Here is a 25,352-nt window from a genome sequence, read left to right as displayed (position 1 = left end):
CTCCGTCCGGTCCCCGGACGAGACGCCCCCTTTCGAGGTCGGCGCCCACAGGCTCTCGCATTGTGGCTCAATTTCAGTCAGACGCAGCCGAGATCGAGCAGCTGACGCCACCGCGGGTGGGACGGATCACGCTCTATTGTGTCGTTGCCCTGATCGCTGCGGCGATCACATTCGCATGCCTGTCTCGCGTTGATATGATTGTGACTGCACAGGGCAGGTTGATCACGACGCGTCCCAACCTGGTCGTACAGCCGCTGGAAACGTCGGTCATTCGGGAGATTCGGGTCAAGGCCGGCGACGTCGTTAATCGCGGTGACGTGCTTGCGGTACTCGACCCGACGTTCTCTCAAGCCGATCTCGCTCAACTGCGCGCCCGCCTGGCGGGTTTCGACGCCTCCATCGATCGACTTCGAGCCGAGTTGGACGGCGCCGACTACGGCGTCGATGAGACGGCGAACGCCGACCAAGCTCTGCAGAGACGGGTATTCCTGCAGAGGAAGGCGGCGTACGACCTTCAGATCCAGAACTATGACGCGCAGATTGCGTCCGCACGGGCCAATCTAAAAACGGCTCAGAACGAGGAGTTGGTGCTGGCCCAACGGCTGGACACGATGCAGTCCATTGAAGCCATGCGAAATGCGTTGATGGCCAAGGAAGTCGGTTCAAGGCTGAACTTCCTGCTATCACGGGATGCGCGGTTGGAAGTCGAAAGCAACCTGGCGCGAATCCGTGGCAGCATCGTCGACAACACGCATCGCCTGGACAAGGCCCGTGCGGACCAGAAGGTGTTCGCCGCCGAGTTTCGCCGCGCTGCCTATCAGGAACTGGTCGAGACATTGCCAAAGCGCAATGGCACCGCCGAGGAGCTCAAAAAGGCGGAGCTCCGCCGGCAGCTGATCGTGCTGAATGCACCGGCGGATGCGGTGGTGCTCGACATCGCAAATCGGACGGTGGGTTCGGTGGTTCGCGAAGCCGAGACATTGTTCGTGCTGGTCCCTCGGGATGAGACACTTCGGGCGGAGGTCAATGTCGAGGGACGGGATATCGGGCAGGTGGCGGTCGGGCAGGCCGTACGAGTGAAGTTCGAGGCATTTCCATTTCAGAAGTACGGCACCGCTACTGGCGAGGTCGGAGTCATTAGTCAGGACTCGTTCTCGCCAGAGGCGAAGGCCGAAGGTGTGCGCCGGTCGTCAGCTCCCTATTACCGCGTACTGATCGATCTGCGGGACACGCACCTTCGGCTGCCGTCCGGGCGCGTTCAGTTGATACCCGGTATGGCAGTTACGGCCGAGATGAAGGTCGGACAGCGAACGGTGATTTCATACTTCCTTTACCCTCTGCTTCGCGGCCTGGATGAAAGCATCCGGGAGTATTGACCGAATTTGCAATGGTGCTGGCAATGATGATCAGTTCGAATTCTGGTGTGAAGTTCATAGCGCCCGCTGCAATCAAAGTGCCCGCACCGAACTCACCTCTGGTGAACTATGCGCTCAAGGGGCTTGAACGCTGCTGGCTGCCTTCAGAGCGTCGTTGGTCGCATATTTATCACCTCGATGGGCGCGCTTCGCCCAATGAGTCGCTACCGCAGAGTGACGTATTCTATACCCTCAACGTCTTGCTTGGGATGTCGCGGGTCACGGAACTTCCGGCCGATATTGATCTCCCGGACATATTCTATCGAAATGCCATGAGCCTTACCGCGCTTCCCGTACGCAAATATGCGTTCGGCATGGCGTTATGGGCCGCAGCGGAGCTCCGCCTTCCGATTCCGGAGCAGGTCAGGCGCGAGCTGAGAGCAGTTCTCTCGGATCAGTCGCAGTGGCAGGCCTTTCGGGCGCAGGACCTGGGCATGCTGCTGACGGGAGTCATCGCGCAGGCGAGAGCAGGCGAGAAGGAGTGGCTATGCTTCGCAGGCCCGCTCTACCGTTTCCTGAAGGAACGTTTCCAAGGCGAGTCCGGATTGTTTCTCGACGCGCCGTCCGGTTTCCGTCGCCGTTTCGCGTCGTTTGCGACGCAAACATATCTCTCCATCGCCTGCTATCAGTACGGCGAATTCACCGGCGACGCGTCCGCGCTCATCATGGCCGACACTTGCGTGCGCGATCTGATTGCGCTTCAAGGCCCACAAGGCGAATGGCCGTGGTTCTTCGATGCGATGAGCGGCCGCATCCTCGATTTCTACGAAATCTATTCGGTCCATCAGTATGGAATGGCCCCGGCGCTGCTGGAATGGGCCGAGCGCTTTGGACGACGGGGAGCGCGGGATGCCCTGGTCAGGGGATTCAACTGGGTTCTGGGTCACAACCAACTAGGCCGGACCATGCTCGTGCCAGAACTGAACCTGACGATCCGTTCGCAGGTCCGCAAGGGTGAATTGATGACCAAGGCGCCGCGTGTCTTGCGTGCGATCAAGAACGTCTGGCTCGAGAACGGGGGACAGCTAATCGACAGCGCGAATGTGGGTGTTCGACTCGAGTGCCGTAGCTACGAACTCGGCTGGATTTTATGGTCATTCGGTCGGCGTACCGACTTGCGGGATCTCAGCCATAACGTCGCGTTCGAACAGCCAGCTTGCCTGCCTGGCGGCGAGCCGCAGCGCAACGGCACCAGGATCGGCTAGCGATTCCAGACGATCGTGCCATCTCTCCAAAGCAGGGCCAGCATCTTGGTCGTTCGATGGCTGCGAACCGCGCAGAGAACGGCAATCGCTTTGAGGCGTGCGCTTATCCCATGGAGGCGTCCGCTCGTCAGCACGGTGATGGCGCCGACCGCCGGCGATGCGAGGACGAGCAGGGCCGTGGCAAACCAGCGCAGTTGCCAACCGCGCGCGACCTGCGCCGTGTTGCGGTAGTGCGTGATTTGGCGGTCCCACTTCGCATAGAGCTCTCGAAGAGAGCGTCGCGCAGGGTGAAACACGATCATCCCGGGGACGTAGAGAAATTCGCACCCGGCGCGGATGGCCATTTGTCCCCATTGCATATCTTCCGCGAACTGAATGCCCGGGAAAGGTCCGATCCTCGCAAAGTCGGCGCGGCGAACCGCGAGATTTGCCGTGACGGAGTAACCGTGCCTCTCGACGTACAAGCGATTGCGAAAGCCAAAAACGCTTTCATAGGCCTCGATCGCGGTGAAATTCCCTTCGACGGCAGGCCTGATGCGAACCTCTCCGCCGAGGATCGTCGCGGGCCTGACCTGCTGGAACGCCTTGTGGATCGCGGTCAGCCAGTCCGGATGAGCCCGGCAGTCGGCATCCATAAAAGCGAGGATGTCGCCTCTCGCGCAAGCCGCGCCTGCGTTTCGCGCCGGACCCGGGCCGGGATGCGGTTCGTGCTCCAGCCTGACGCCGGAATGGCCGGCAATGACCTCCATCGGCGACATCGTCGAGCCGTTGTCCACCACGATCACCTCGAACAAGTCCCGCGACAATGTCTGCGCATCCAGGCTTTGCAGGCAAGCTTCCAGCGCATCGGTCTGGTTGAGGTGGGGAATAATGACTGAGATCATTTTAATTGCCCCATTTAATTCTATAGATTGCCATCCGAGCTCCTCGGCGCAGAGCGCTCATTTCATACGGAAAGCCTCGCACTTAATCCTTGCAATTAAATATCAGTCCAATATTATCGATATAATAATCTTAAATGCAACTTAAACAAAAATTGCATTTTGGGAGGTCAATTCAAATGCGTGCATCGTTCCTGGGCTGCCCTATCGATCTGCTGACGATGGCGGAGACCGTCGAGCTTGCGCGCGGCGCCATGCGCAGCCGCCGACGGCTGCAACATGTGGCGTTGAACGTCGCCAAACTCGTCAACATGCGGTCCGATCCTGTGCTGGCGGCCGATGTCGCCAACAGCGACATCGTCAGCATCGACGGCATGGGGATTCTCTGGGGAGCCCGGGCCCTAGGGCTTCCGGCCACCTCGCGAGTCGCCGGCGTCGATCTCCTGACCGAGTTGCTCGCGGTATGTGCGCGGGAAGGCTACAAGCCATATTTTCTGGGCGCCACTCCCGCCGTCCTGCACCAGGCAACGCAACGCGCGCGCGAGAGATGCCCCTCACTCGTCTTCGCGGGCTGGCACGACGGTTACTTCAAGCCAGAGCAGGAGATTGAGGTCGTTCGAGACATCCAGTCCAGCGCGGCCGACTGTCTCTTTATTGGCATGCCGACACCACGGAAGGAACGCTTTCTCGCTGCCCATCGTGACGAGCTCGGCGTCCCCTTCATCATGGGCGTAGGCGGTGCATTCGATATCCTTGCAGGCACTGTTCTGCGCGCGCCGGCACGGATTCAGAAGCTGGGCCTCGAATGGCTTTACCGCATCTATCAAGAACCCGAGCGGATGTGGTGGCGATACGCCACGACCAACACATTGTTTGCGGGCATCCTGGCGCAAGCGCTCGTCAAGCAAGCAATAGAGCATACATTTGGCACGCCGGGCGCCGTGCCGCCGGGCCCGAGTCGGATCGGAGGGTGAGACGTGCGCAAGCATTTTTTCATCCTTTTGGGAACCCGGCCCGAAGCAATCAAGCTCTTTCCGGTCATCAACCGACTCAAGGCCGAGAATCGCAAGGACATCTCGTTGACGATCTGTGCGACGGCACAGCATCGACAGCTGCTTGATCAGGTCCTCAAGCTCGCCAAGGTAGTTCCGGATTTTGATCTGAACGTCATGACGGCCAATCAGACGCTGGATCATCTGACCGCCCGGTTGCTCGGAGAAATCGGTGAGCTCCTCGACAAAGTGAAGCCTACCAGGGTCATCGTCCAGGGCGACACGGCGACGGCCATGGTCGGCGCGCTGGCGTCCTATTACCACCGGATACCGGTTTCGCACATCGAGGCGGGATTGCGCAGCGGCGACATCTTCGCTCCGTGGCCCGAGGAGGTGAACCGCAAGATCGTCGGCTCGATCGCCGATCAGCATTTCGCCCCGACAGAGCGCGCTGCGCGCGCGCTGCGCTCCGAAAACGTCTCGGACGACCGCATTCACGTCACCGGCAACACGGTGGTGGACGCGCTCATCCTCGCGAAAGCCATGGTCGAATCCGACCCGGGGCTCTCGTGCCGCTGGGATGGCATCAAGAAGCGCCACGGCAACCGGCGCATTATTCTGGTGACCTGCCATCGCCGGGAGAATTTCGGCGGCGGCGTCGTCAACATCGTGAACGCGTTGGAAACGATCCTGCGCAGGGAAGACGTTGCTGTGGTGCTCCCCATGCATCCGAATCCGAACGTCCGCGACTTGTTTGCGTCCCGGTTGTCGGATCACCCGAGGGTCGTCCTTATTTCTCCCCAGGAATACACGGACTTCGTGAGCCTGCTCTCGTTGTCGCATCTGGTCCTGACGGATTCAGGTGGCGTCCAGGAGGAGGCCCCCACTTTCGGCAAGCCAGTCCTGGTGATGCGGGATACGACCGAGCGTCCTGAGGGGGTGGAGGCTGGGACGGCGCGCCTGGTCGGTGCGAACTACGACAAGATCGTTGCCGAGACATTTCGCTTGCTCGACGATGACGAGACTTATGCCGCCATGGCCCGTTCGCATAATCCGTTTGGTGACGGGCACGCGAGCGAGCGTATCGTGAAGGTGCTTCTCGATGCCTGAACTCCAGAAAATCTGTGTGGTTGGACTTGGCTATATCGGGCTGCCGACCGCGGCGCTGATTGCGAGCCGTGGGCTGCAGGTGGTCGGGATCGACACCAATGAGCGCATCGTCGATACGGTCGCGTCCGGAAAGATCCATATTGCGGAGCCCGATCTCGATGGTCTCGTTTCCAAGGTCGTGTCGAGCGGTGCCCTGACGACCTCCACCAAGCCGCAGCCTGCTGACGTCTTCATCATCGCAGTGCCGACGCCGATCGATCGGGAAAACCGTCCGGACTTGTCGAGCGTGAATGCCGCAGTCGACCGTATCGTCGATATCCTTGCGCCAGGCAATCTCGTCATCCTCGAGTCGACTTCGCCGATTGGGACGACTGAGGCCATCGCCAAGCGGATCGTCGAACGCAGGCCAGATCTGCACATAGGTGTCAACGGCAAGGAAGACGGGGCGATTTACGTCGCCTATTGTCCAGAACGCGTGTTGCCGGGGCGGATCCTGACCGAGCTTATCAATAACGACAGGTGCATTGGGGGAATTACGCCAACCTGCACGCGGCGTGCGCAACGCTTCTACAAAATGTTTGTTCGTGGCGCCTGCGTCGGGACCACGGCGCGGGCGGCCGAGTTGGTCAAGCTGACGGAAAACGCCTTCCGCGATACCAACATAGCATTCGCGAACGAGCTCTCGCTGATTTGCGAGAGGTTCGACATCAATGTCTGGGAGGTGATCGACATCGCCAACCGCCATCCACGCGTGAACGTATTGCGGCCAGGACCGGGAGTAGGTGGGCACTGCATTGCGGTCGATCCCTGGTTCATCATCGACTCCGCACCGGACCTGGCGCGCGTGATGCGAACAAGCCGGGAAGTCAACAACGCAAAAACTCAGAAGATCATCGAACGCACAGAGGCGCTGATCGACGATCATCCCTATGCAAACGTCGCTTGTTGTGGATTGACCTTCAAAGCCAATGTCGACGATTTGCGTGAAAGTCCCGCCATGGAAATCGCCACGCATCTCGCCGCGAAGTACGGAGAACGGGTCAAGGTCGTTGAGCCGAACCTGCGCCGTCTGCCGCCCCAGTTGGTCGACTATCGCGTCGCCTTCGTGAACATCGAGGAGGCTCTGCGCAGTTGCGAAATCGCGGTTCTCCTCGTCGATCATGACGAGTTCAAGATGGTGCCCCTGTCGGAGCGCCGGCATCTCGATGTCATAGATACCCGGGGCATATGGCAGGACATGCCAGCGCGGACCTAATGCCCGGCGTGATGTGATCGTCGGCAATGATTAAAGTCGTACTCTCTGGATGCATCGAGGTTAGCATGCGAGACGATCAACTGGGAATCGGCGTCGTGGGGTGCGGCTATTGGGGACCCAATCTCGTTCGCAATTTCTCGATCAATCCTGCGACCCGCGTCGTCAGCGTGAGCGACCTCGACCCAGGCAGGGTTGGCGCAATCAAGCAGGTTTATCCGGCGGTGGAGATCACCACTCGCTACGAAGATCTGCTGAAGGATGCCAGGATCGATGCGATCGCAATTGCGACGCCGGTGCATACCCACTATGAGCTGGCGATTGCGGCGTTGAAGGCCGGAAAGCATGTGCTGGTCGAGAAGCCGCTTGCCCCTAGTGCCGAGCTCGTGACCCGCTTGATTGACGAAGCGGATCGGCGCGGCTTGACGCTCATGGTCGATCATACCTTCCTCTACACGCCAGCGGTCCAGAAGATTCGGGAGCTCCTGCTGAGCCGAGAACTCGGAGATATCTACTACTACGACAGCACGCGCGCGAGTCTCGGGTTGTTTCAAAGGGACGTAAATGTGATCTGGGACTTGGCGGTGCACGATATCTCGATCATCCAGCATATTCTCGATGAAGCGCCGATCGCCGTCTCTGCGACCGGATCGTGCCACGTCGCCGGTTCGCCGGAGAATATGGCTCACATAACCTTGTTCTTCCCCGACGCGTGCGTAGCCCACGTCAGCGTCAATTGGCTGTCGCCCGTCAAGGTGCGCCAGACTTTCATCGGTGGCAGCAAGAAGATGATTGTCTACGACGATCTCGAGCCGACCGAAAAGATAAAGGTCTATGACAAGGGAATTACGCTTGATGCGCCTCCCGAAGATGCACATCAGTTTCGGATTGGCTATCGCGCCGGCGACATGTGGGCTCCGCATATCTCGACCACGGAGGCGCTACAGTCGGAGGTGGAGCATTTTGTCGATTGCGTAAGCACCGGTAGGCAGCCGATTTCAAGCGGTCTCTCCGGGCTCCGCGTGATCGAAGTGCTGGAAGCGGCATCGTGCTCGATCGCAAAACAGGGGGCGCCGGTATTGCTGCGTGAGCCTTACGGAACCCGGCAGCGGGCGAGAGCGATCGCATGATGCATGCGGCAACGTAGCTGACACAATCGATATGGCGGAAGACGCAATGAGATCCGTGCAGCGCTCGATTCTGTTCTCAGCGCTCGACCGCTACGTCGGCCTGCTGCTGGTCTTTGTCGCGACCGCCGTTCTTGCGCGTTTGCTGTCCCCGGAAGAGTTTGGCATCTATGCCGTCGTGAACGCCATCACGTCCATCATCGCGGCCTGCTTCCAGGAATTTGCAGGCGCAAGCTATCTGATTCAGAAGCGAGAATTGTCGCGCGCGAGCGTGCAGACGACGTTCACGATTACTCTCATGATCTCAGCTGCCACGGCTTTGGTGCTGTTCGTGCTTGCGCAGCCGATCGCGCGCTTCTTCGAGCTGGACCGCTTAGGCCGAGGGATCGAGGTCTCTGCCCTGAATCTTCTCTTGCTGCCGTTCTCCGGAACCATAGCCGCATTGTTCCGTCGTGAGATGCAGTTTGGCGTGCTCGCAATCTGTAACCTCGCGGCAGGTGTGACGATCGCCATCGTTTCGGTTGCTCTCGCAATGGCGCAGTTCAGCTACATGGCTCCGCTCTGGGGAGGAGTGGCCGGCAACGCGGTGCTGGCCGTGATGCTGCTGATATGGCGGAGAGATTTTGAAGTGATGCGGCCGTCCCTGGTCGATTGCCGAGAGATCGTCGGTTTCGGTCTCTACTCGGGCGCGGTGAGCGTCCTGAATGTGTTTTACGGCCTGGCGCCGCAGCTGTTCCTGGCCAGAGTGCTCGACTTCGCCGCCGTCGGTCTTTACAGCCGGGCAACCGCCGCGACGCAGATATTCGACAAGCTGGTCACGCAAGTCATAAGTCCGGTCGTCATGCCGGCAATCGTTGGCCGAAGCAAAGCAAGCGGCGATCTCAAGTCTGTCTATCTCGAGGCCATTCAGTTGCTCTCCGCCGTGCAGTGGCCGTTCTTGATCTTTATGGCCATCATGGCCCGGCCAATCATTCTGCTCTGGCTCGGTCCGACGTGGATTGAGGTCGTTCCGCTCGTGCAACTGCTCTGTATCGGCAACCTTGCGCTTTTCGCGGCCTGCTTAACCTATCCGGTCTTTGTTGCAGTCGGAAGGGTGCAGGATGCGCTGATCTCGTCGTTGATTTCGCTGCCACCATCACTTCTGGTCATCTTCGGCGCATCCTTTCTGGGCGTGCACGCCGTTGCAGCGTCCGCTCTTGTGACATTGCCATTTCAAGCAGCAGTCGCGTTTTATTTTCTGGGCCGACACCTCGGCCTTCGGCCAGCCGAATTCATACGTACCTTATGGAGAAGCGGAGCTGTAACCGCTCTTGTGATCGCCGGTGCATCTATTTGTACGGCGCTCACGGAGGCTGGAGGTCTTACCTCAGGTGCAGGGTTGGCCTCGGCCTTCTTCGTTGCTGTACTCTGTTGGTGGCTGGGACTGGTGGTTACCGGGCACCCGCTCTTGCAGCAGTTTCAGTACGCCGCAGCCGGCTTGGTGAGAATGGCACCGGGGCTGTGGCCTTCGCGGACGGCGCCATAGCGGTTCTACGAGATCATTCGGAGTGCGGAATATGCCCATCACGCAAGACGTAGAACTTGGTCGCGAGGTCCGTATCCCTCACCCGGAACTGGTTAACCTGTACGGCTGCATCGTTGGCGATGAGAGCAGGATCGGAACTTTCGTCGAGATCCAGGCTGGAGCGAAGATAGGCGCGCGGTGCAAAATATCATCGCACAGCTTCATCTGCGAAGGCGTCACGATCGAGGATGAGGTATTTATCGGTCATGGCGTGATGTTCACAAACGACAAACATCCGAAGGCCACAACCGCGGATGGTCGTCCTCAGCAAGGTTCGGACTGGACATTGCAGCGCACTCACGTCGGCAAGGGGGCTTCCATTGGCTCCAACGCCACAATTCTATGTGGTGTCACGATCGGCGCGGGTGCGTCCGTCGGTGCGGGCTCGGTCGTGACAAAGGACGTTGCACCGGGTGCCACCGTCGCGGGAGTGCCCGCTCGGACCATGTCCGCCGCCGGAAGCGGGGCCGCCGCGCATCGTGCCTTCATCGGCGAAGTCTCTTAGGGCCACCATCGAATTAATCCATTTTTACATTTTGAAATTGCGCTTGATTTAATATTATAATGCGAGTTAATTATTTAATTGTGACCCAAATCCAAGGTTTTGAATCTTGATACCCTTCCTGGATCTGAAAGCCCAATACTGTCAAATCAAGCCGGAAATCGACGCCGCGGTGGCAAGGGTCGTCGGCAGCGGGCATTTTGTGCTCGGGCCGGAGGTCGCAGCCTTCGAAGGGCGTTTTGCGGAATATTGCCGGACTGCGCATTGCCTCACAGTGAATAGTGGGACCTCTGCGCTTCACCTCGCGCTGTTGGCAGCGGGCGTCGGACCCGGTGATGAAGTCGTCACGGTGTCCATGACGTTCGTGGCGACAACCGCTGCCATTCTCTACAGCGGGGCCAAACCGGTTTTTGTCGACGTTGATCCGGTCACGTGGACGATGGATCCGGCACTGATCGAGGCTGCGATAACACCTCGAACCAAAGCCATCCTGCCGGTCCACCTCCATGGATTGATGGCCGACATGGACCCCATCATGTCGATTGCGCGGCGTTACGGTCTGGTCGTCATTGAGGACGCTGCGCAGGCGCACGGCGCGGAATACCGGGAGCGCCGCGCAGGCTCGATCGGAGATCTGGGGTGCTTCAGCTTTTACCCGGGCAAGAATCTGGGAGCATTCGGCGAGGGTGGGGCCGTCGTGACTGATCGGCCTGAATTCGCGCGCCGCGTGTCGCTGTTGCGGGACTGGGGGCAGGAGGCGAAATACGATCACGTCATTTCGGGATACAATTATCGCATGGACGAGATCCAGAGCGCGATCCTGAATGTCAAGTTGGACTACATCGAGCGCTGGACCGAGGCCCGCCGATCGCTCGCAGAACGATACAACGAACTGCTTTCTGAGCTCCCATTCGCGCGTCCGCGACCGCCCTCGCACTCCCGCCACGTGTATCATGTCTATTCGGTCAGATTGCAGCGGCGCAACGACGCGCTCACGTTGTTGCGGGACGCCGGCATCGGGGCGGGGATTCACTATCCGATTCCGGTTCATCTGCAGAAGGCCTACGCTGAACTCGGTTATCGGGCCGGTGATCTGCCCGTTACCGAGATGCTTGCGAACGACTTTCTCTCCCTTCCCATTTATCCGGAACTGCTGCCGGACCGGGCGGCCGAGATTGTCTCCACATTGAAGAGCGCCGGAGCATTGCGCCCCAGCGAAGCCGCGAGCAACCAGGCGCGGCAATCACAAAGCGTCATAACAAGGTCCTGCAACAGGAGGGCGTCTTGATCGAGCTCAAGGGTAAGCGCGTTCTGGTCACTGGCGGGGCAGGGTTCATCGGCTCCCACATCGTCGATCTGCTCTGCGATGAGGGTTGCATCGAGATCGTTGCCCTCGACAACATGGTGAGAGGCCGGCCGGAAAATCTTCGGCGCGCGCTTGGGCGTGGACCGGTGAGACTGGTTCACGGCGACATACGCGATCGCAAGCTGATGGAAGCCTTGGTGAAGGCTGCCGACATCGTGTTTCATCAGGCTGCACTCCGCATCACTCATTGCGCGGCGGAGCCACGCCTGGCCAAGGAGGTCATGGTGGACGCCACCTACGACCTCCTGGAGCTGTGCATCAAGCACGACATCGAGAAGATCATCGCGGCGTCCTCGGCGTCTGTATATGGCCTGGCCGAGGAGTTTCCGACAACCGAGCGGCAAAATCCGTACAACAACCGGACTCTGTATGGGGTCGCCAAGGCGTTCAACGAAGGGCTTTTGCGAGCCTTCAACGACGCACGGGGTCTCGACTACGTCGCATTCAGATATTTCAACGTCTATGGCAGCCGAATGGACATACACGGACGGTACACCGAGGTGTTGATCCGTTGGATGGAGCGGCTGGAGGCCGGGTTACCTCCTGTCATCTTCGGTGACGGCCGTCAGACGATGGATTTCGTTCACGTCCGCGACGTCGCGCGCGCCAACGTCCTTGCGGCCAGGGCAAAGGTCACTGATGAAGTCTTCAACGTCGGAAGCGGTACTGAGACCAGCCTGACGCAACTGGCAACTGTGCTTGCGTCGGTGATGGGACGGCGCGGCCTGACACCCGAATTTGCACCTGAACGTTCGGTCAATCCGGTGCCTCGACGGCTGGCGTCGACAGGAAAGGCCGAGCGTCTGCTGGGGTTCCGCGCCACGGTTTCGCTCGAGCAGGGACTCGCCGACCTCGTGAAATGGTGGCGATCAGAACGCGACCTCGCTTCGGATCGTCAGCGGCGGGCGGCCGCATCGTGATCCCCATCGCAGCGCCTCTGCTTGCGGAGGAAGAGGCCGACGCCGCGCGCGCCGTGGTGCTGTCGGGCTGGGTATCGCAAGGCCCGCAGGTCGCTGCGTTCGAGGACGAGTTCGCCGCGCTTGTCGGCGCTCCGCACGCCTGCGCGGTCGCGAATTGCACGACCGCCCTGCAGCTCGCCCTGGCCGCGCTGGGTATCGGCAGGGGCGACGAGGTGATCACGGTCAGCCATTCCTTCATCGCAACCGCGAACGTGATCCGATATCAGGGCGCCACGCCGGTTTTCGTCGACATCGAGCCCGAGACATACAATCTGGATTGCGCTCGGCTGGCTGAAGCCATCACCGAGCGCACGCGTGCGATCATCGCGGTGCATCAGATGGGCATGCCGTGCGACATGGCCGCGCTCATGACTGTGGCGCGCCGCCATGGGATCGCCGTGATCGAGGATGCGGCTTGTGCCGCCGGATCGCAGATCTGCGTGAACGGGCAATGGGAGGCGATCGGCAAGCCACATGGAGACATTGCCTGCTTTTCATTTCATCCGCGAAAGGTGATCACGACAGGTGAGGGGGGAATGCTCGCCACCTCGGATGCCGAGCTCGATCGCAAGTTCAGGCTGTTACGCCAACACGGGATGAGCGTTCCTGACATCGTGCGCCACGGGTCGCAGCGTGTCATTTTCGAGGAGTACGTCCTCGTCGGCTACAATTATCGAATGACGGATATGCAGGCCGCGATCGGGCGCAAACAGCTCGAGCGGCTCCCGCAGCTGATTGCGCGGCGTCGCGCGCTGGCATCCCGTTATGCCGAGCTGCTCGGTAATATCGAGGGGCTGCGGTTGCCGTTCGAGCCGGCGTGGGCACGATCGAACTGGCAGAGTTACTGCGTGCGCTTGCCCGATCGATTGAATCAGCGGGCGACGATGCAATCGCTGCTTGACCAGGGCATCGCTACGCGCAGGGGCATCATGTGCTCGCATCGCGAGCCGCCCTATGCCGGCGCGGAGTCGCGGCACGATCTACGACAATCCGAGCTCGCTCAGGATCACGCGATCCTGCTTCCACTCTATGCGCAAATGGACGGTACGGACCAGGACCGTATCGTGGATGCGGTGAAGCGTGAACTTGCCCGCTGAAACCGACCGTGCCGATCCGGGTCAAGGGTCGGTTTGCCGGGATATCTTATGAGCCGGATCTGGCGCGACTCTGTCTGATCGAGATGCTTTCGTCTTGGCGGACAGCACCGCGGAGATTCGCGCCCGATCGTTGTCGTCTTCGGCGGAAGCCAAACCCATCCAACGCTGGTATTTCCTCTGCACCTTGTAGTGAGCAAGGTTGGCTGCGCATCGGCCGGCATCTGCCAATTGTTGCCTGGTTGAGGGCTTGCTGCGCAGGGCATGCAGATAGGTTTGCTCTATCGCCTTCGCCGCGTGCGCGAGGCTGAAGCGGTGTTCCACCAGTCGCCGGCCGAATCCGCCAAGCTCCTGACGGAGCGATGCGGAGGCGAGGATGGTCTCAAGAGCCGAGCGAAGCGCACTGGCACCGGCTCCGCGCGAGCCGTTGCCCAATCCATACCAGCCCTGTTGCAAGAAGGTCGGCGCGCTCTCGGGCGTCAACAGCTCACTGAACCCGTCCTCGCCTACCACCACCAGCGGCTTGCCAAAGGCCATCCCGCGCAGCGCCGAACCACCTTGGCCAATGATGACGTCCGCGGCAGCATAGCCAGGGCGCGGATCGGACATCTCTCCCGCCAATATGACGGCGTTCCGGCCGACCAGCGAGTTGGTTCTGGCTGCCCGCGCTTCGACGCTCGGTCTCGCCGGCCCATCACCAATGATCAGCAGCCGCACTGGCGGGCCGCCGAGTGCTATTTCGCCGACGGCATCGCACGCCGATAGCAGGCCCTCCAGTTTAAGGTTCGGCACAAGCCGGCAGACCATCGCAATGACGACCTCGTCCGGACAAATATTCTGAGCCGCGCGAAAGTTCGTGCCGTCGACGAGGGGATGGTCTGACTTCGTATCGACTGGCGGCTCGAGCAAGGTAACATCCTGATGTCCTGCAGCGATCGCAGCTCGATGGATCATTTCGGTGCCCACGGTCAGAGGAACGCTGCGCGGCAGGAACGCCGGAACCGACATCGACATGACCGTTCCCACGACGGCAGCCCTGGTCGATAGCCCAACGCTCAGAAAAGCTTCGACAATGGGGGGCCATTCATGACCGTGCACCACGTCTACGGAGCGTTCGTTGACGATGCTGCGGAGCATCTGGCCAACACGGGGCGAGGGGCGGGCTCGGTGCCGGGGAATCTCAATGTGCCTGAGACCCGTGTCCTTTACCCTGTCCAGCAGCGGGCCGGTCTCGGATGCCACGGTAACATCGTGACCGAGGTCTCGAACCGCCTCGGCAAGCTGAACTGCGTTGAGCTGCGACCCTCCCAGTTCCATGGAATGGGGATAGACCAGCACCTTCATGCGATGGGATTCTCCGGGTGTCGCGCCAAACGCCGAGACCAACCTGCTCCTGAGGACCATATCGCGGTATAATAAAAATTTAAATCATAATAAATGTCGACCAATCCCGATTTGGTTATATACTCTGAGCGGATTTAAACGCGAGACCCGCATAATGCCCCTCACCGGGATCCCGATGCGATGAACGAGCATGCTGCCCAGCATGTGACGCGCCAGGACAGCCGTCGGCTGCCTCACGTACTGGTCGCGATTGCAAGCTATGGAACCTCGAATGACGGCTATCTCGAGAGAGTCACTAGAGAATACGAGTCGATGTCCCTCGCCATTGATGTCGTTGTGTTGTCGAACATCGATAAGAGCGCTAAATCCGGGGTGGAATGCATTGTTGGCATGCCCGCCAGGAACCCGTGGTCCCTGCCGTTCGCGCATAAGAAACTGTTCGCGGAACGTCGTGACCAATACGATCTGTTCATCTACTCCGAAGACGACATTCTGATCACCGAGAGGAACATCCGCGCCTGGCTGGAGGTAACGTCGTTTCTACCTCCTGACGAAGTCGCTGGGTTTCTGCGGGTCGAATTCGGCGAAGACGGTGAGCTTAACTACCCTGATATTCACGCGCACTTTCACTGGGATCCCTCATCGGTCAGGCGGCGTGGCGACTATACTCTGGCGCATTTCACCAATGAGCACGCTGCTTGTTTCGTTCTTACACGGGAGCAGCTCGCCAACGCCCTGCATTCGGGCGGCTTCGAAGTGGCTCCGCACCAGGGCAAGTATGATCTGGCTTGTACGGCCGCGACGGATCCATACACCCAATGTGGTTTGAGGAAACTGGTGCCAGTCTCCCACCTGCAGGATTTCACCGTGCATCACCTCACCAACCGGTACGTCGGCCGGATGGGGATCGGGGACGAGGAACTTGGCAGGCAAAAGGCGATTCTGCTGCAAATCGCGGACGGTCGTCGCTCGCCCTACTCGTTGCTTCCAACGGAGACGCGCCTTCGTCGCGCGAGTTTTTCCAAGGACTATTATGAACCTGAATCCGAGGCGACGATCGCGCTCGTGCCGGCATCGGCGCGCAGCGTGCTTTCGATCGGTTGTGGATCGGGTAAGACGGAGAAGCGGCTGCAGGCGCGAGGTCTGCACGTCACGGCAATTCCGCTCGACCCAGTGATCGCAGCCGGTCCCGCCGGGGATGGGATCGAGATGATCTACACCGATCTGGACGATATCGGCTCCAATCGCGCCGCCTACGACTGCGTTCTATGTCTCAACTTGTTGCACCTTGCTCCGGATCCGCGAAAGCTGCTTCTGAGGCTGCGATCGTTCATGCACGAGCGCTCGATAGCAGTGATCCAGATCCCCAACACGCTGTCCCCAAGGGGGGTCCGGTCCTATCTCAGGGCGAGTCTCCAGTCCGGGCGCTCCAGCGGCTACGAGGCTGCGGGCGTTCATTTCGCTTCGGCGCGCAAGCTGGCGAGCTGGTGCGTCGAGTCAGGCCTGCGAATCGAAACGATGCTCGGAATTCCGGCGGATCCTGGCGATGGACTGTTTGGCATGACCTCCTGGCTGAGCGAGTTCGCGCCGCGGTCTCTTTCGCTCGGGCTTTCGGCCTCGATCATCGCGACCGTCTCCGGAGGAAAGCCAAACGACGACAGGATAGCCGAATGGGCGGCCTCATCTGAACCAAATGGCTCGGCCGTCGAGGTGCGTTCCGATTAATATGCATGTCGTATTTAATTGCCTTGGCATTTTAATAATATATAATATTGAAACGGCGGAAAGATCATTTGCATGAGAAATCGATGATTTCAACCGGGACGACGATCGGCGATCGGCTCTCCGTCCTTTCAGCCAGAGGCCCCGGTTTTGATCAGATCCGGCTTGTGGCCGCACTCACGGTGGTCGGTCACCATGCATGGTGGGGAGTCAACGACATCCTCTACCGGTTCAGCGGCGGGTTCATCCAGCTCGGCCTGTTTGCAGTCATCATTTTCTTCTGTGTCAGCGGTTTCCTGCTGGCACCCGGCCTGGCCCGGTCCGGCGATCTCGTTCGGTTCGGCGTAAATAGAGCGTTGCGTATCCTGCCGGCGCTGTTCGTCGTGGTCATCGCGTCGATGTTCGTGTTGGGACCGGCCCTGACGACATATTCACTAGCAGACTATTTCGGCAGCGCCGAGCTTTACCTCTATCTGAAGAACGCCGTCACGCTGATGTCGCACTACCTCCCAGGCGTGGTGCGGCATGGATACGAAGTACAGGTCAATGGACCGCTATGGACGCTCAATATCGAAGTCTGGGCCTATGCGGTGCTGGCGGTGATGAGCGTGGCGGGCTTTCTCCGCCGACGTGTGCTGACGATAATCAGTTTCGCACTGGTCTACCTCGTCTATGTAGGGTTGGCGCTCTCGCCATCGCTGCATGCGGCCTGTCCGCAGCGGCTTTTGGATTTTATTGGTCTCTTCGTCTACTTCATCGCTGGCACGAGCCTCTACCTCTACCGTGAAAGTATACCGTTCTCCGGAATCGGGGCCGGCGTCGCCGTGGGGGTCGCGCTGATCGGTCTTGCGGGCGGGATTGGGGCGGTAGCGCTGCCGCTGTGTATACCCTACGTCGTGGTCTATCTCGGGCTCTCCGAGGCCGCCAGTCGAGTGCCTCTCAAGCACGATCTGTCCTATGGCGTATACCTGATCCATTCGCCGGTCATATTGGCATTTCTGACGCTGTTCGATCTCACGACCGGTTGGCCCTTGGCCTTGCTGGCGGGATCCGTAACTCTGGTTCTGGCGTACGCCTCCTGGCGATATGTCGAAGCGCCGGCGCTGAAGCAAAAGGCGTGGGTTTCGCGTTGGGTGTCGTCGCACTTTGCACGTCTAGGCAGCCGAGGGGGCGTTGAGAGTCAGGCCGTCGCGCGCTGTGATGAGTCGAGTAACAATCTGACAGGAACAATCGAGGCTGGTGCAGCGGAGTGAGACGACACCAGCATCTTAGCTAGGGTTCGAGGTTGATAGCGCGACGAGTGGGCCGCAGTGTCTTCGAATGGAGCAGAGTCGCTATGAGCAACGCGTACCATGATGACGAAGGTCCTGACTCGGATCGGCAGCTGGACCTCTCCATCATTGTTGTGAGCTACAATACCCGCGATATGACGCTCGACTGTTTGGCATCGATCGCCGCCGAGACGATGGGCACGAGATATGAGGTCATCGTCGTCGACAACAACTCCTCCGACCAGTCAGCTGCCGCAATTGCCCGCCAATTCCCTGACTTTAGGCTGATTGCCCTAAATGACAACATCGGCTTTGCACGCGCCAACAATTTGGCCGCAAAACAAGCGCGGGGCCGACGATTGCTTCTGCTCAATCCAGACACCATCATTCTCGACGGCGCGATTGATCGTCTGTCGGAGTTCGCCGACGCAAATTCGTCATTTCACGTCTGGGGCGGACGCACAGTGTTTCCGGACGGCAGCCTCAATCGCACCTCGTGCTTTCGAAGAATCAGTTTGTGGAACTTGTTGTGCTTCGCGCTGGGGCTCACCTATTTCGGTCGTCGGAATCCGATTTTCAATTCCGAGGCCTATGGCGGATGGGACCGAGATACCGCGCGGCATGTCGACATCGTTACCGGTTGCTTTCTGCTGATCGACCGACTGCTGTGGGAGAGGCTCGGCGGGTTCGACCCCACGTTCTTCATGTACGGAGAGGAAGCGGACCTTTGCCATCGCGCACGATCGCTTGGTGCGCGTCCCGCGGTCACGCCTGAGGCGACCATCGTCCACTATGGCGGGGCATCGGACGTCGTGCCTGTCGACAAGAGGGTGAAGGTATTTAAGGGAAGAATCACCTTGATCAACCGACATTTCGGCTGGCCGGCGCGAACGATCGGACAGGCGCTGCACCGGATCGTGCCGCTCACACGCTGGTGCGGGTACGGCACGGCAGCCGCCCTGGCTCGGAACGCCGAATGGCAAGAGAATGCGGCGTACTGGGAAGCTGTCTGGAAGCGCCGGCGAGAGTGGGTCGGCGGTTACGAGGCGCAGAGAGTCGGGCCGGCATGAGGCGTCGGGCTGTTTCCGGCGAGAAGAGAGCGATGAGATCAGACAACGTGGCGGGACGGGCGCGGAATTGGCGAAAAGCCGGCGGGCTTGCGCCGGGCTGCAAGCGCCGCTGGGGCGGAAGTCTGCTCGATGCTGTCCGTGTAGCGGCTGCGGTCGCAGCGCTCCAAATTCCGGCGGCTGTGGCGGCTGAACCGAACAGCCCGCCTAAGTCGGCGTTCGCCTCCCAATGGCCCGACGCAAGCAACACGGGGCCGCCTCGTGATCTCGTGTTGAAGCCGTCAGGACCGCTCACGATTGCCATTGCCGGCACGGCGATTTCGGGACTGGACATTCAGGGCGGAGTCGTCGTCAACGCCGACAACGTGACCATCGAGATGTCCCGCATCTCGGCCAGCGCTTGGGCCGTTATCAAGATCGATCCGCACCGGACAGGAGTTGTCGTCAGGGATTGCACGATCGACGGCCAGGGTGCTGGTCCCGACGGCAATGGCAACCAGGGGATCATGGGACAGGGCACGTTCCAGCGCAACAACATCTCGAACGTCGAAAACGGCATCGTGCTGACCGGGAAGGGCAATCTGATCGAAGATAATTTTATTCACGATCTCAACGCTGGGGGGGCGCCACACTACGATGGCATCCAGATCGATGGCGGCATCTCGGACACGGTCATCCGGCACAACACGATCATCAATTCTCACGGCGCGGCCGGCGCCATCATGATCGACAACGAGTTTGGCCCTGTCTCCAACATCGTCATCGAAGGCAATCTTCTCGCAGGCGGTAGCTATACGGTCTATTCGGACGCGAAGTTCAACGACAATCCGATCTCGGGAGTGTCGATCACCGACAACCACATCGGTTCCGGGCAGTATGGACCCACCCTGTTTCGGCGAAACCGGCCCACTTATCTCAGAAATGCGACCGACGGCTGGCGCCTGGTCCGCAATCTGAACTTTGGCGGCGTCGCGACGCAGGAGGCAATCAGATGAAGCCCCAGCGCGCTCCGCACCAACTGAAACGCTTGTCGGATCTAATGGCCCGGTCCGGCCTGTCCAGGGAGACCGCCTCATGAGCTATCCTGGCGGCGCTCTCCTCGCGGGGCAGCCGCGTATTCGCGGGACGGCGGCCGGATTCCAATCGACAATTCGCCAACGCGCCAGTCTGGCCGTCCCGCTCCTTCTGATGGGCATCGTGTTGCCGTCGAGCCTGCAGGTGCTGATCGCAGGGGCAAAGCTGACGCCGACCAGGATAAGCATCGTAGTCCTGCTGTTGCCGGCGGTTGCGCGGCTATTGCAGCCAAGCCGGCGGCTCTTGCTGTCGGACGGGCTCGCGGGGACGCTTGCGCTCGCCATGGTGGGAGCGGCCGGTTATGCCGCCGGACCGCAATCGGCGTTTTCCGCTGTTGCAGAGGCCCTCGATTTTGTCGGAGCATATTTTGTCGCGCGAGCCTTCGTTCTGCAGCCGTCAGCGGTCCAGCGGTTCATTCGTCTGATCAAGACATTCACGGCGATTGCGATATGCGTTGCGTTGGCGGACGTGTTGACGGGGCATTGGATCATCCGCGAGATCATGGCGGCACTCATGCCGCAGCCTGAGGCGTTCGTGGACGACGGCACGTCGAGCGCAGATGGAGTACGAGCAGGTTTGCGACGCGCAATATCGACATTCGATCATCCTATTCTCTATGGCGTGTTCTGTTCGCTGGCTGCTGCCATCGTGCTGTGCTCGGCGACAAGCGCCATCAAGCGGCTGTCGTGGGCCTGTCTGTGCTTCTTCGGCGGAATGCTGTCGCTATCTTCGGCAGCCGTCATGGGAATGGTCCTCGTCATGTCGAGCTGCGCCTACGACCGGTTGTTGTGTCGCTTCCCCTGGCGATGGCATCTCCTTTGGACCGGGGCGGGCACGTTCCTGGTGGCCATCACCATTATGACAAACAACCCTCTCAGCTGGCTGCTGTCACACGCAACCCTGGAGCCTCAAACGGGTTTCTATCGCCTCATGATCTGGGACGCCGTCTCGGCGCAGGTCTGGCAGTCGCCCCTCACGGGAGCCGGATTCGTGACGTTCGGCTATTATCTACTCGACCGGACCGTCGACAGCGTGTGGCTCGTCACGAGCCTTCATTACGGCGTACCGGTCACCATCCTGCTGATCGTTTTGAATCTCTCGGCGGTATTGCCAGTGCCCGGGTGCCGTCCAACTAAGATTCAGACGGGATTTACGATAGCCTGCATCGTCTTCCTGTTCACCGGTTTGACGGTGCATTTCTGGAACTACATGTGGACGTTTTGGGGCGTTTGCATCGGTGTGCGTGCTTCGCTCAGGGAATGGCAGATGTCGGGAGCGCAAGATGGGCAATTTTGACGTGGCATCATCGTCGATCGGCGGCATCAAGGGACGTTTGCGACCTTATGTCTGGTCACTACGCAGCGGGCTTCGGACGATCCGTTTCCTGTTCGGACGATTTGAGAGAACCTGCTCGGTATGTGGATATCGAGGCCGATTTTTCGCGTACGCAAATCCGCTAGCATTGGGAATCAACTTCGACTCGCTCTGTCCGAATTGTCTGTCGCACGAGCGGCACCGGTTGTTGGCGCTCTGCGACGCCGAGCAGAGCCTGTTTACGGGGAAGGACGTACTCCACTTCGCGCCTGAAAAGGGGCTCACGGGCTATATCAAGGCGAGAGCGCCGCGCAGTTACGTCACCTGCGAGTTCGGAGGAAAAGGCGCTGATCTCGACGTCAATATCGAAAAGATAGACCTCGAAAATGACAGGTTCGATCTGATCATCTGCTGTCATATCCTCGAGCACGTGAACGATCGCCTGGCCATGCCCGAGCTCTTTCGGATCTTGCGTAACGGCGGGACGCTGATCGCCATGATTCCGCTTATTGAGGGGTGGCAAGAAACGTTCGAGGATCGGTCGAGGCAAAAAACAGAAGAAGATCGCATACTGTATTTCAACCAGCATGATCACGTCCGCTTCTTCGGTCGTGATTTCCGGCGCCGGCTCGAACGTGCGGGCTTCGTCGTCGACGAGTATACGGCGGTCGAGCCGCAAGTTGCGCAATATGGCCTCATCCGCGGTGAAAAAGTATTTTTGTGCCGGAAGACTTAGATCAGGCGGTGCTTCGACGTTGCCTGGTGAAGTCAGGCCGCTCCGCTTTGTCACTCAAGCCCATTCACCAGTCATCCCGCATCGTGTCTGGCGCCGTCGGTAGGCGCGCATCTCAGCCAACGAAGCAGCACGGCAAATTCGAACCGACTGTCGCGCTGCAGTCTGCTGCAGAAGGCATTTGCGAGTCGAATTTAATAATGCGCAGTCTTCGATGATTATACATTCGTTGGTTTATTTAATGTGCATCAACGTTGAGCGGGAGTCGATCTCGGAGCCGCTCGACCGTTGCGATCGATGAACTTGAAAGAATTTTTCTGTGAAGTGTGGCGCACGCATATTTTTCCGTCGTTTGATCGCAGCTGAAACGAAATCGCGTTTAATTTCCGTAAGGTAGATTTCTTCGCTGTATTTCCGGAAACAGGAATCTGGCATCGCTTGCGGCGAAATGACCTTGGCGGAGCCGTGGTCTCGTCAAAAAAAGGCCGTCTGCAGACGACCACTAACGCCGCGCAAGCACGGCACCTGGCGCGACGCGATCGCGATTAAATCGAGAGCGCAAACTCGCAATATGCGCTGGTGTTAATTAACGGGGATAATACAGAGAAGACGGAGAAACTATTTTGGCAACGACAACGAACGCATGGCCTGACGCGACGAACACCGGGGTGCCGGCGGGGGTAACGCTCACTCCTTCTGGAGATGTGGTCATCACGCAGGCGGGAGCGGTGGTTTCCGGACTGAACATCACCGGCAGCGTCTACATCAAGGCGGACAATGTGACTCTTGAGAACTGCAAGATCACATCCGGCGGTTGGGCTGGGGTGACGATTGATTCCGGAGTCTCGGGAGCGGTGGTCCAGAATTGCACTATCGATGGCACCGGTCGCGCACCGGATGGCACTGGTAATCAGGGCATCATGGGAAGCGGCACGTTCATCGGCAACAACATCTTCAATGTCGAGAATGGTATCGTTCCGGGTAGCAACTCCGTCATCCAGGGCAACTACATTCACGATCTCCAGGCAGGCGGATCGCCTCACTATGACGGCATCCAGATCGACGGAGGCCTCTCCAACATTCAGATCAGCGGCAACTCGATCATCAACCAGTGGGGGTGGACCTCGGCGGTGATGATCGACAACGACTTCGGGCCGGTCTCGAATGTCACGGTCACCAATAACCTGCTGACCGGTGGCGCCTACACCGTATACGCCGACTCCAATCTGGGTACTGCCTCGATCACCGGTGTGTCGTTCACCAACAATCACATTGGCGGCGCGCAATACGGTGACGCGTTGATCCGCGGAAACAATTCGGTGTTCTCCGGGAATTACACGGACGGCGCGCAGTTGGCGTCGACGCTCAACACGTCGGCAAACAGCGGTACGACCACGACCTCACCGACGATGCCTCCCGCAACGCCCGAAGTCCCGGCAGCGCCGACGATCGCATCCTGGTCACCCGATACGGGCAAGACTGGCGACGGCATCACTGACGCCAGCCAGATCACCCTGCACGGCACCGCCGCGGCTGGCAGCACCGTGAAGGTCTATGACGGTTCGACGCAGATCGGTACCGCGACTGCGACGTCGACCGGAAGCTGGGACTACATCACCAAGGTCTTGACCGATGCGAAGCATACGCTGACGGCGACCGCGACCAACTCGTCGGGGCAGACCAGCGTGGCATCGGCTGCGGTGGCAGTCACCGTCGACACCAAGGCGCCAGCTGCACCGACGATTGCGAACGACACCGTCAACTCTGCCAATCAGGTCGTTCTGTCGGGGACCGCTGAAGCGAACAGCGCAATCAAGGTGTTTGACGGAACGACCCAGGTCGGGACGGCGACAACCAATTCGAGCGGCGCGTGGAGCGCTACGACATCCGCATTGTCGGTCGGTTCGCACGTCCTGACGGCAAAGGCGACTGACGTTGCCGGCAACGTCAGCGCTGCGTCGACGGCTGTCGATCCCGTCATTGGCTCTGGAACGACGACGGGCTCCACAGGTTCCGGCACGTCCGGTTCGGGTACATCGGGTACAGGTACCACCGGCACGGGCACATCGGGCACCGGCACCACTGCGCCTGCCGCGCCGAAGATCGCCTCGTTCTCCAACGATACCGGTATCGCCGGTGACCACATCACGAGCGACAAGACGGTGACCCTGGCGGGGACCGCAGCTGCCAACAGCATGGTCAAAGTACTCGACGGCACGACCCAGCTCGGCACCGTCACTGCGGATGCGAGCGGAGCGTGGCACTACACGACCGTCGCGCTGCCTGACGGCAAGCACAGCTTCACCGCAACCGACACGGTCTCTGGCGTCACCAGCAAGGCATCGACTGCGTTGGATGTCACGGTGGATGCCGCTGCCCCCGATGCTCCCGTCCTGTTGAGCGATCCCACCACACATAACCGCGCAACGGTATCCGGCACGGCGGAAGCGGGGAGCTCGATCAAGCTCTATGAGGGCACGACCCTGCTCGGCACGACGACCGTCGCAAGTGACGGCGACTGGAGCGTGACGACCCCGAATCTCAAGCACGGGTCCCACACCTTCACTGCCACGGCCACCGACGCGGCCGGCAACACCAGCGCCTTGTCGCAACCGATTGATCCGCCCATTGGCTCGCACAGCGGCAGCGGCACCTCAACGGTGGAAGTCACCAATGTGCGTCAGCATTGGGATCACACGGCAACGATCAAGGGCACTGCCGATCCGAACAGCGAGGTCAAGCTGCTTGACGGCACGACCTCGGTCGGTTCGGCCACGACGGGTGCCGACGGCAAGTGGAGCTTCCAGACCTCCGACCTGTCGGGCAAGAGCCACGCCTTTACCGCGGAGCAGGTCGACACCACAGGCCAAGTGGTCGGAACCAGCTCAGGCGAGGCGATCATCGGCACGGGCCGCAGCGACACGCTGACCGGCACCGCCGGCAACGATGTCATGGTTGGCAAAGCGGGGGCGGATACGTTCCAGTTTGCGTCGAACTTCGGGCAGGACGTCATCAAGGACTTCGCGGCCCGCGGACCGTCTCACGACACGATCGAGTTCAGCAAGAGCGTGTTCGACAGCTTTGCGAGCGTTCTCTCCCACGCGGCCCAGTCAGGCCACGACGTCGTTATCGCGACGGGGAGCGACACGCTCACGCTGAAGAATACGCAGCTCGACAAGCTGAACAGCCACGACTTCCACTTCGCGTAGGAGACGGGTCAGCTAGCACGAGCTGGTACTCAACAACTGCCTCGGGGGATCGCTTGGGGATCCCCCGACAAAGGCATCACTAAAGGGCAGGCGCCATGACTGATATTGGACGGCGGGGGGTGATCCCCCCGCCTGCGAATCTTTCTCGAAT

The 25,352-nt window shown here is 59.9% G+C and carries 20 protein-coding genes; 18 read left to right on the top strand and 2 right to left on the bottom strand.

All coding sequences use genetic code 11. The annotated features are described in order from the left end of the window. The first annotated feature begins 62 nt into the window (after window positions 1-62). Together IVA79_RS16680 and IVA79_RS16675 are read left to right on the top strand one after the other, a co-directional pair. A complete protein-coding gene (locus tag IVA79_RS16680) occupies window positions 63-1,376 on the top strand; it encodes an HlyD family type I secretion periplasmic adaptor subunit (protein WP_247554509.1) in 1,314 nt (437 codons plus the stop codon). Next, window positions 1,373-2,620 carry a hypothetical protein gene (locus IVA79_RS16675; RefSeq protein WP_247554507.1) on the top strand — a complete coding sequence of 416 codons (1,248 nt, stop codon included), beginning with the start codon at window positions 1,373-1,375 and terminating at the stop codon, window positions 2,618-2,620. Before IVA79_RS16680 ends, IVA79_RS16675 begins: the two co-directional genes overlap by 4 nt. On the opposite strand, the gene IVA79_RS16670 is transcribed toward IVA79_RS16675, so the two are convergent. Beyond that, a complete protein-coding gene (locus IVA79_RS16670; protein ID WP_247554505.1) occupies window positions 2,617-3,504 on the bottom strand; it encodes a glycosyltransferase in 888 nt (295 codons plus the stop codon). The genes IVA79_RS16675 and IVA79_RS16670 overlap by 4 nt on opposite strands. A 176-nt stretch (window positions 3,505-3,680) precedes the next feature. Between IVA79_RS16670 and IVA79_RS16665 the strand changes: the two genes are divergently transcribed. The 9 genes from IVA79_RS16665 to IVA79_RS16625 all read left to right on the top strand — a co-directional run bounded on the left by IVA79_RS16665 (window position 3,681) and on the right by IVA79_RS16625 (window position 13,470). After that, window positions 3,681-4,475 carry a WecB/TagA/CpsF family glycosyltransferase gene (locus IVA79_RS16665; RefSeq protein WP_247554503.1) on the top strand — a complete coding sequence of 265 codons (795 nt, stop codon included), beginning with the start codon at window positions 3,681-3,683 and terminating at the stop codon, window positions 4,473-4,475. A 3-nt stretch (window positions 4,476-4,478) separates the two neighbouring features. Beyond that, window positions 4,479-5,603 (top strand): UDP-N-acetylglucosamine 2-epimerase (non-hydrolyzing), encoded by a 1,125-nt coding sequence (gene wecB / locus IVA79_RS16660; RefSeq protein WP_247554502.1) that lies wholly within the window; start codon window positions 4,479-4,481, stop codon window positions 5,601-5,603. Further along, a complete protein-coding gene (wecC, locus tag IVA79_RS16655) occupies window positions 5,596-6,858 on the top strand; it encodes a UDP-N-acetyl-D-mannosamine dehydrogenase (protein WP_247554500.1) in 1,263 nt (420 codons plus the stop codon). Before wecB ends, wecC begins: the two co-directional genes overlap by 8 nt. 65 nt (window positions 6,859-6,923) lie before the next feature. Next, window positions 6,924-7,985 (top strand): Gfo/Idh/MocA family oxidoreductase, encoded by a 1,062-nt coding sequence (locus tag IVA79_RS16650; protein WP_247554498.1) that lies wholly within the window; start codon window positions 6,924-6,926, stop codon window positions 7,983-7,985. A gap of 46 nt (window positions 7,986-8,031) precedes the next feature. Beyond that, a complete protein-coding gene (locus IVA79_RS16645) occupies window positions 8,032-9,507 on the top strand; it encodes an oligosaccharide flippase family protein (protein ID WP_247554495.1) in 1,476 nt (491 codons plus the stop codon). Between the two features lie 31 nt (window positions 9,508-9,538). Then, a complete protein-coding gene (locus tag IVA79_RS16640) occupies window positions 9,539-10,051 on the top strand; it encodes an acyltransferase (RefSeq protein WP_247554493.1) in 513 nt (170 codons plus the stop codon). Between the two features lie 106 nt (window positions 10,052-10,157). Then, on the top strand, window positions 10,158-11,336 hold the full coding sequence (locus IVA79_RS16635) for a DegT/DnrJ/EryC1/StrS family aminotransferase (RefSeq protein WP_247554491.1): 1,179 nt from the start codon (window positions 10,158-10,160) through the stop codon (window positions 11,334-11,336). Further along, window positions 11,333-12,334 carry an NAD-dependent epimerase/dehydratase family protein gene (locus tag IVA79_RS16630; RefSeq protein ID WP_247554489.1) on the top strand — a complete coding sequence of 334 codons (1,002 nt, stop codon included), beginning with the start codon at window positions 11,333-11,335 and terminating at the stop codon, window positions 12,332-12,334. Before IVA79_RS16635 ends, IVA79_RS16630 begins: the two co-directional genes overlap by 4 nt. Then, the gene (locus IVA79_RS16625; protein WP_247554487.1) at window positions 12,274-13,470 is read left to right on the top strand and encodes a DegT/DnrJ/EryC1/StrS family aminotransferase; all 1,197 of its coding nucleotides are present in this window, start codon (window positions 12,274-12,276) and stop codon (window positions 13,468-13,470) included. Before IVA79_RS16630 ends, IVA79_RS16625 begins: the two co-directional genes overlap by 61 nt. A 21-nt stretch (window positions 13,471-13,491) precedes the next feature. Here IVA79_RS16625 and IVA79_RS16620 read toward each other — a convergent pair whose 3' ends face one another. Then, complete coding sequence (locus tag IVA79_RS16620) at window positions 13,492-14,811, bottom strand: glycosyltransferase family 4 protein (protein WP_247554485.1); 1,320 nt, start codon at window positions 14,809-14,811, stop codon at window positions 13,492-13,494. 180 nt (window positions 14,812-14,991) lie between these two features. Here IVA79_RS16620 and IVA79_RS16615 point away from each other — a divergent pair, with 180 nt between their 5' ends. The 7 genes from IVA79_RS16615 to IVA79_RS16585 all read left to right on the top strand — a co-directional run bounded on the left by IVA79_RS16615 (window position 14,992) and on the right by IVA79_RS16585 (window position 25,201). Next, the gene (locus tag IVA79_RS16615) at window positions 14,992-16,536 is read left to right on the top strand and encodes a class I SAM-dependent methyltransferase (protein WP_247554483.1); all 1,545 of its coding nucleotides are present in this window, start codon (window positions 14,992-14,994) and stop codon (window positions 16,534-16,536) included. Window positions 16,537-16,604: 68 nt separating this feature from the next. Next, entirely contained in the window at window positions 16,605-17,786 is a 1,182-nt protein-coding gene (locus IVA79_RS16610) for an acyltransferase (protein WP_247554481.1), read from the top strand. An 83-nt stretch (window positions 17,787-17,869) separates the two neighbouring features. Next, entirely contained in the window at window positions 17,870-18,874 is a 1,005-nt protein-coding gene (locus tag IVA79_RS16605; RefSeq protein WP_247554479.1) for a glycosyltransferase family 2 protein, read from the top strand. Continuing rightward, window positions 18,871-19,866 carry a right-handed parallel beta-helix repeat-containing protein gene (locus tag IVA79_RS16600; RefSeq protein WP_247554477.1) on the top strand — a complete coding sequence of 332 codons (996 nt, stop codon included), beginning with the start codon at window positions 18,871-18,873 and terminating at the stop codon, window positions 19,864-19,866. The genes IVA79_RS16605 and IVA79_RS16600 overlap by 4 nt, the downstream gene beginning before the upstream one ends. A 79-nt stretch (window positions 19,867-19,945) precedes the next feature. Further along, window positions 19,946-21,241, top strand: a complete 1,296-nt coding sequence (locus IVA79_RS16595; RefSeq protein ID WP_247554475.1) for a hypothetical protein — start codon at window positions 19,946-19,948, stop codon at window positions 21,239-21,241. Beyond that, complete coding sequence (locus IVA79_RS16590) at window positions 21,228-21,995, top strand: methyltransferase domain-containing protein (protein WP_247554473.1); 768 nt, start codon at window positions 21,228-21,230, stop codon at window positions 21,993-21,995. The genes IVA79_RS16595 and IVA79_RS16590 overlap by 14 nt, the downstream gene beginning before the upstream one ends. A 620-nt stretch (window positions 21,996-22,615) precedes the next feature. Further along, window positions 22,616-25,201 (top strand): Ig-like domain-containing protein, encoded by a 2,586-nt coding sequence (locus IVA79_RS16585; RefSeq protein WP_247554471.1) that lies wholly within the window; start codon window positions 22,616-22,618, stop codon window positions 25,199-25,201. The last annotated feature ends 151 nt before the right edge of the window (window positions 25,202-25,352 follow it).

This window comes from Bradyrhizobium sp. 138 (assembly GCF_023074075.1).
In the GTDB taxonomy this organism is placed as follows: domain Bacteria; phylum Pseudomonadota; class Alphaproteobacteria; order Rhizobiales; family Xanthobacteraceae; genus Bradyrhizobium.
The sequence above is the reverse complement of the archived record's forward strand: the minus strand, read 5'-3'. Positions and strand labels throughout refer to the sequence as shown.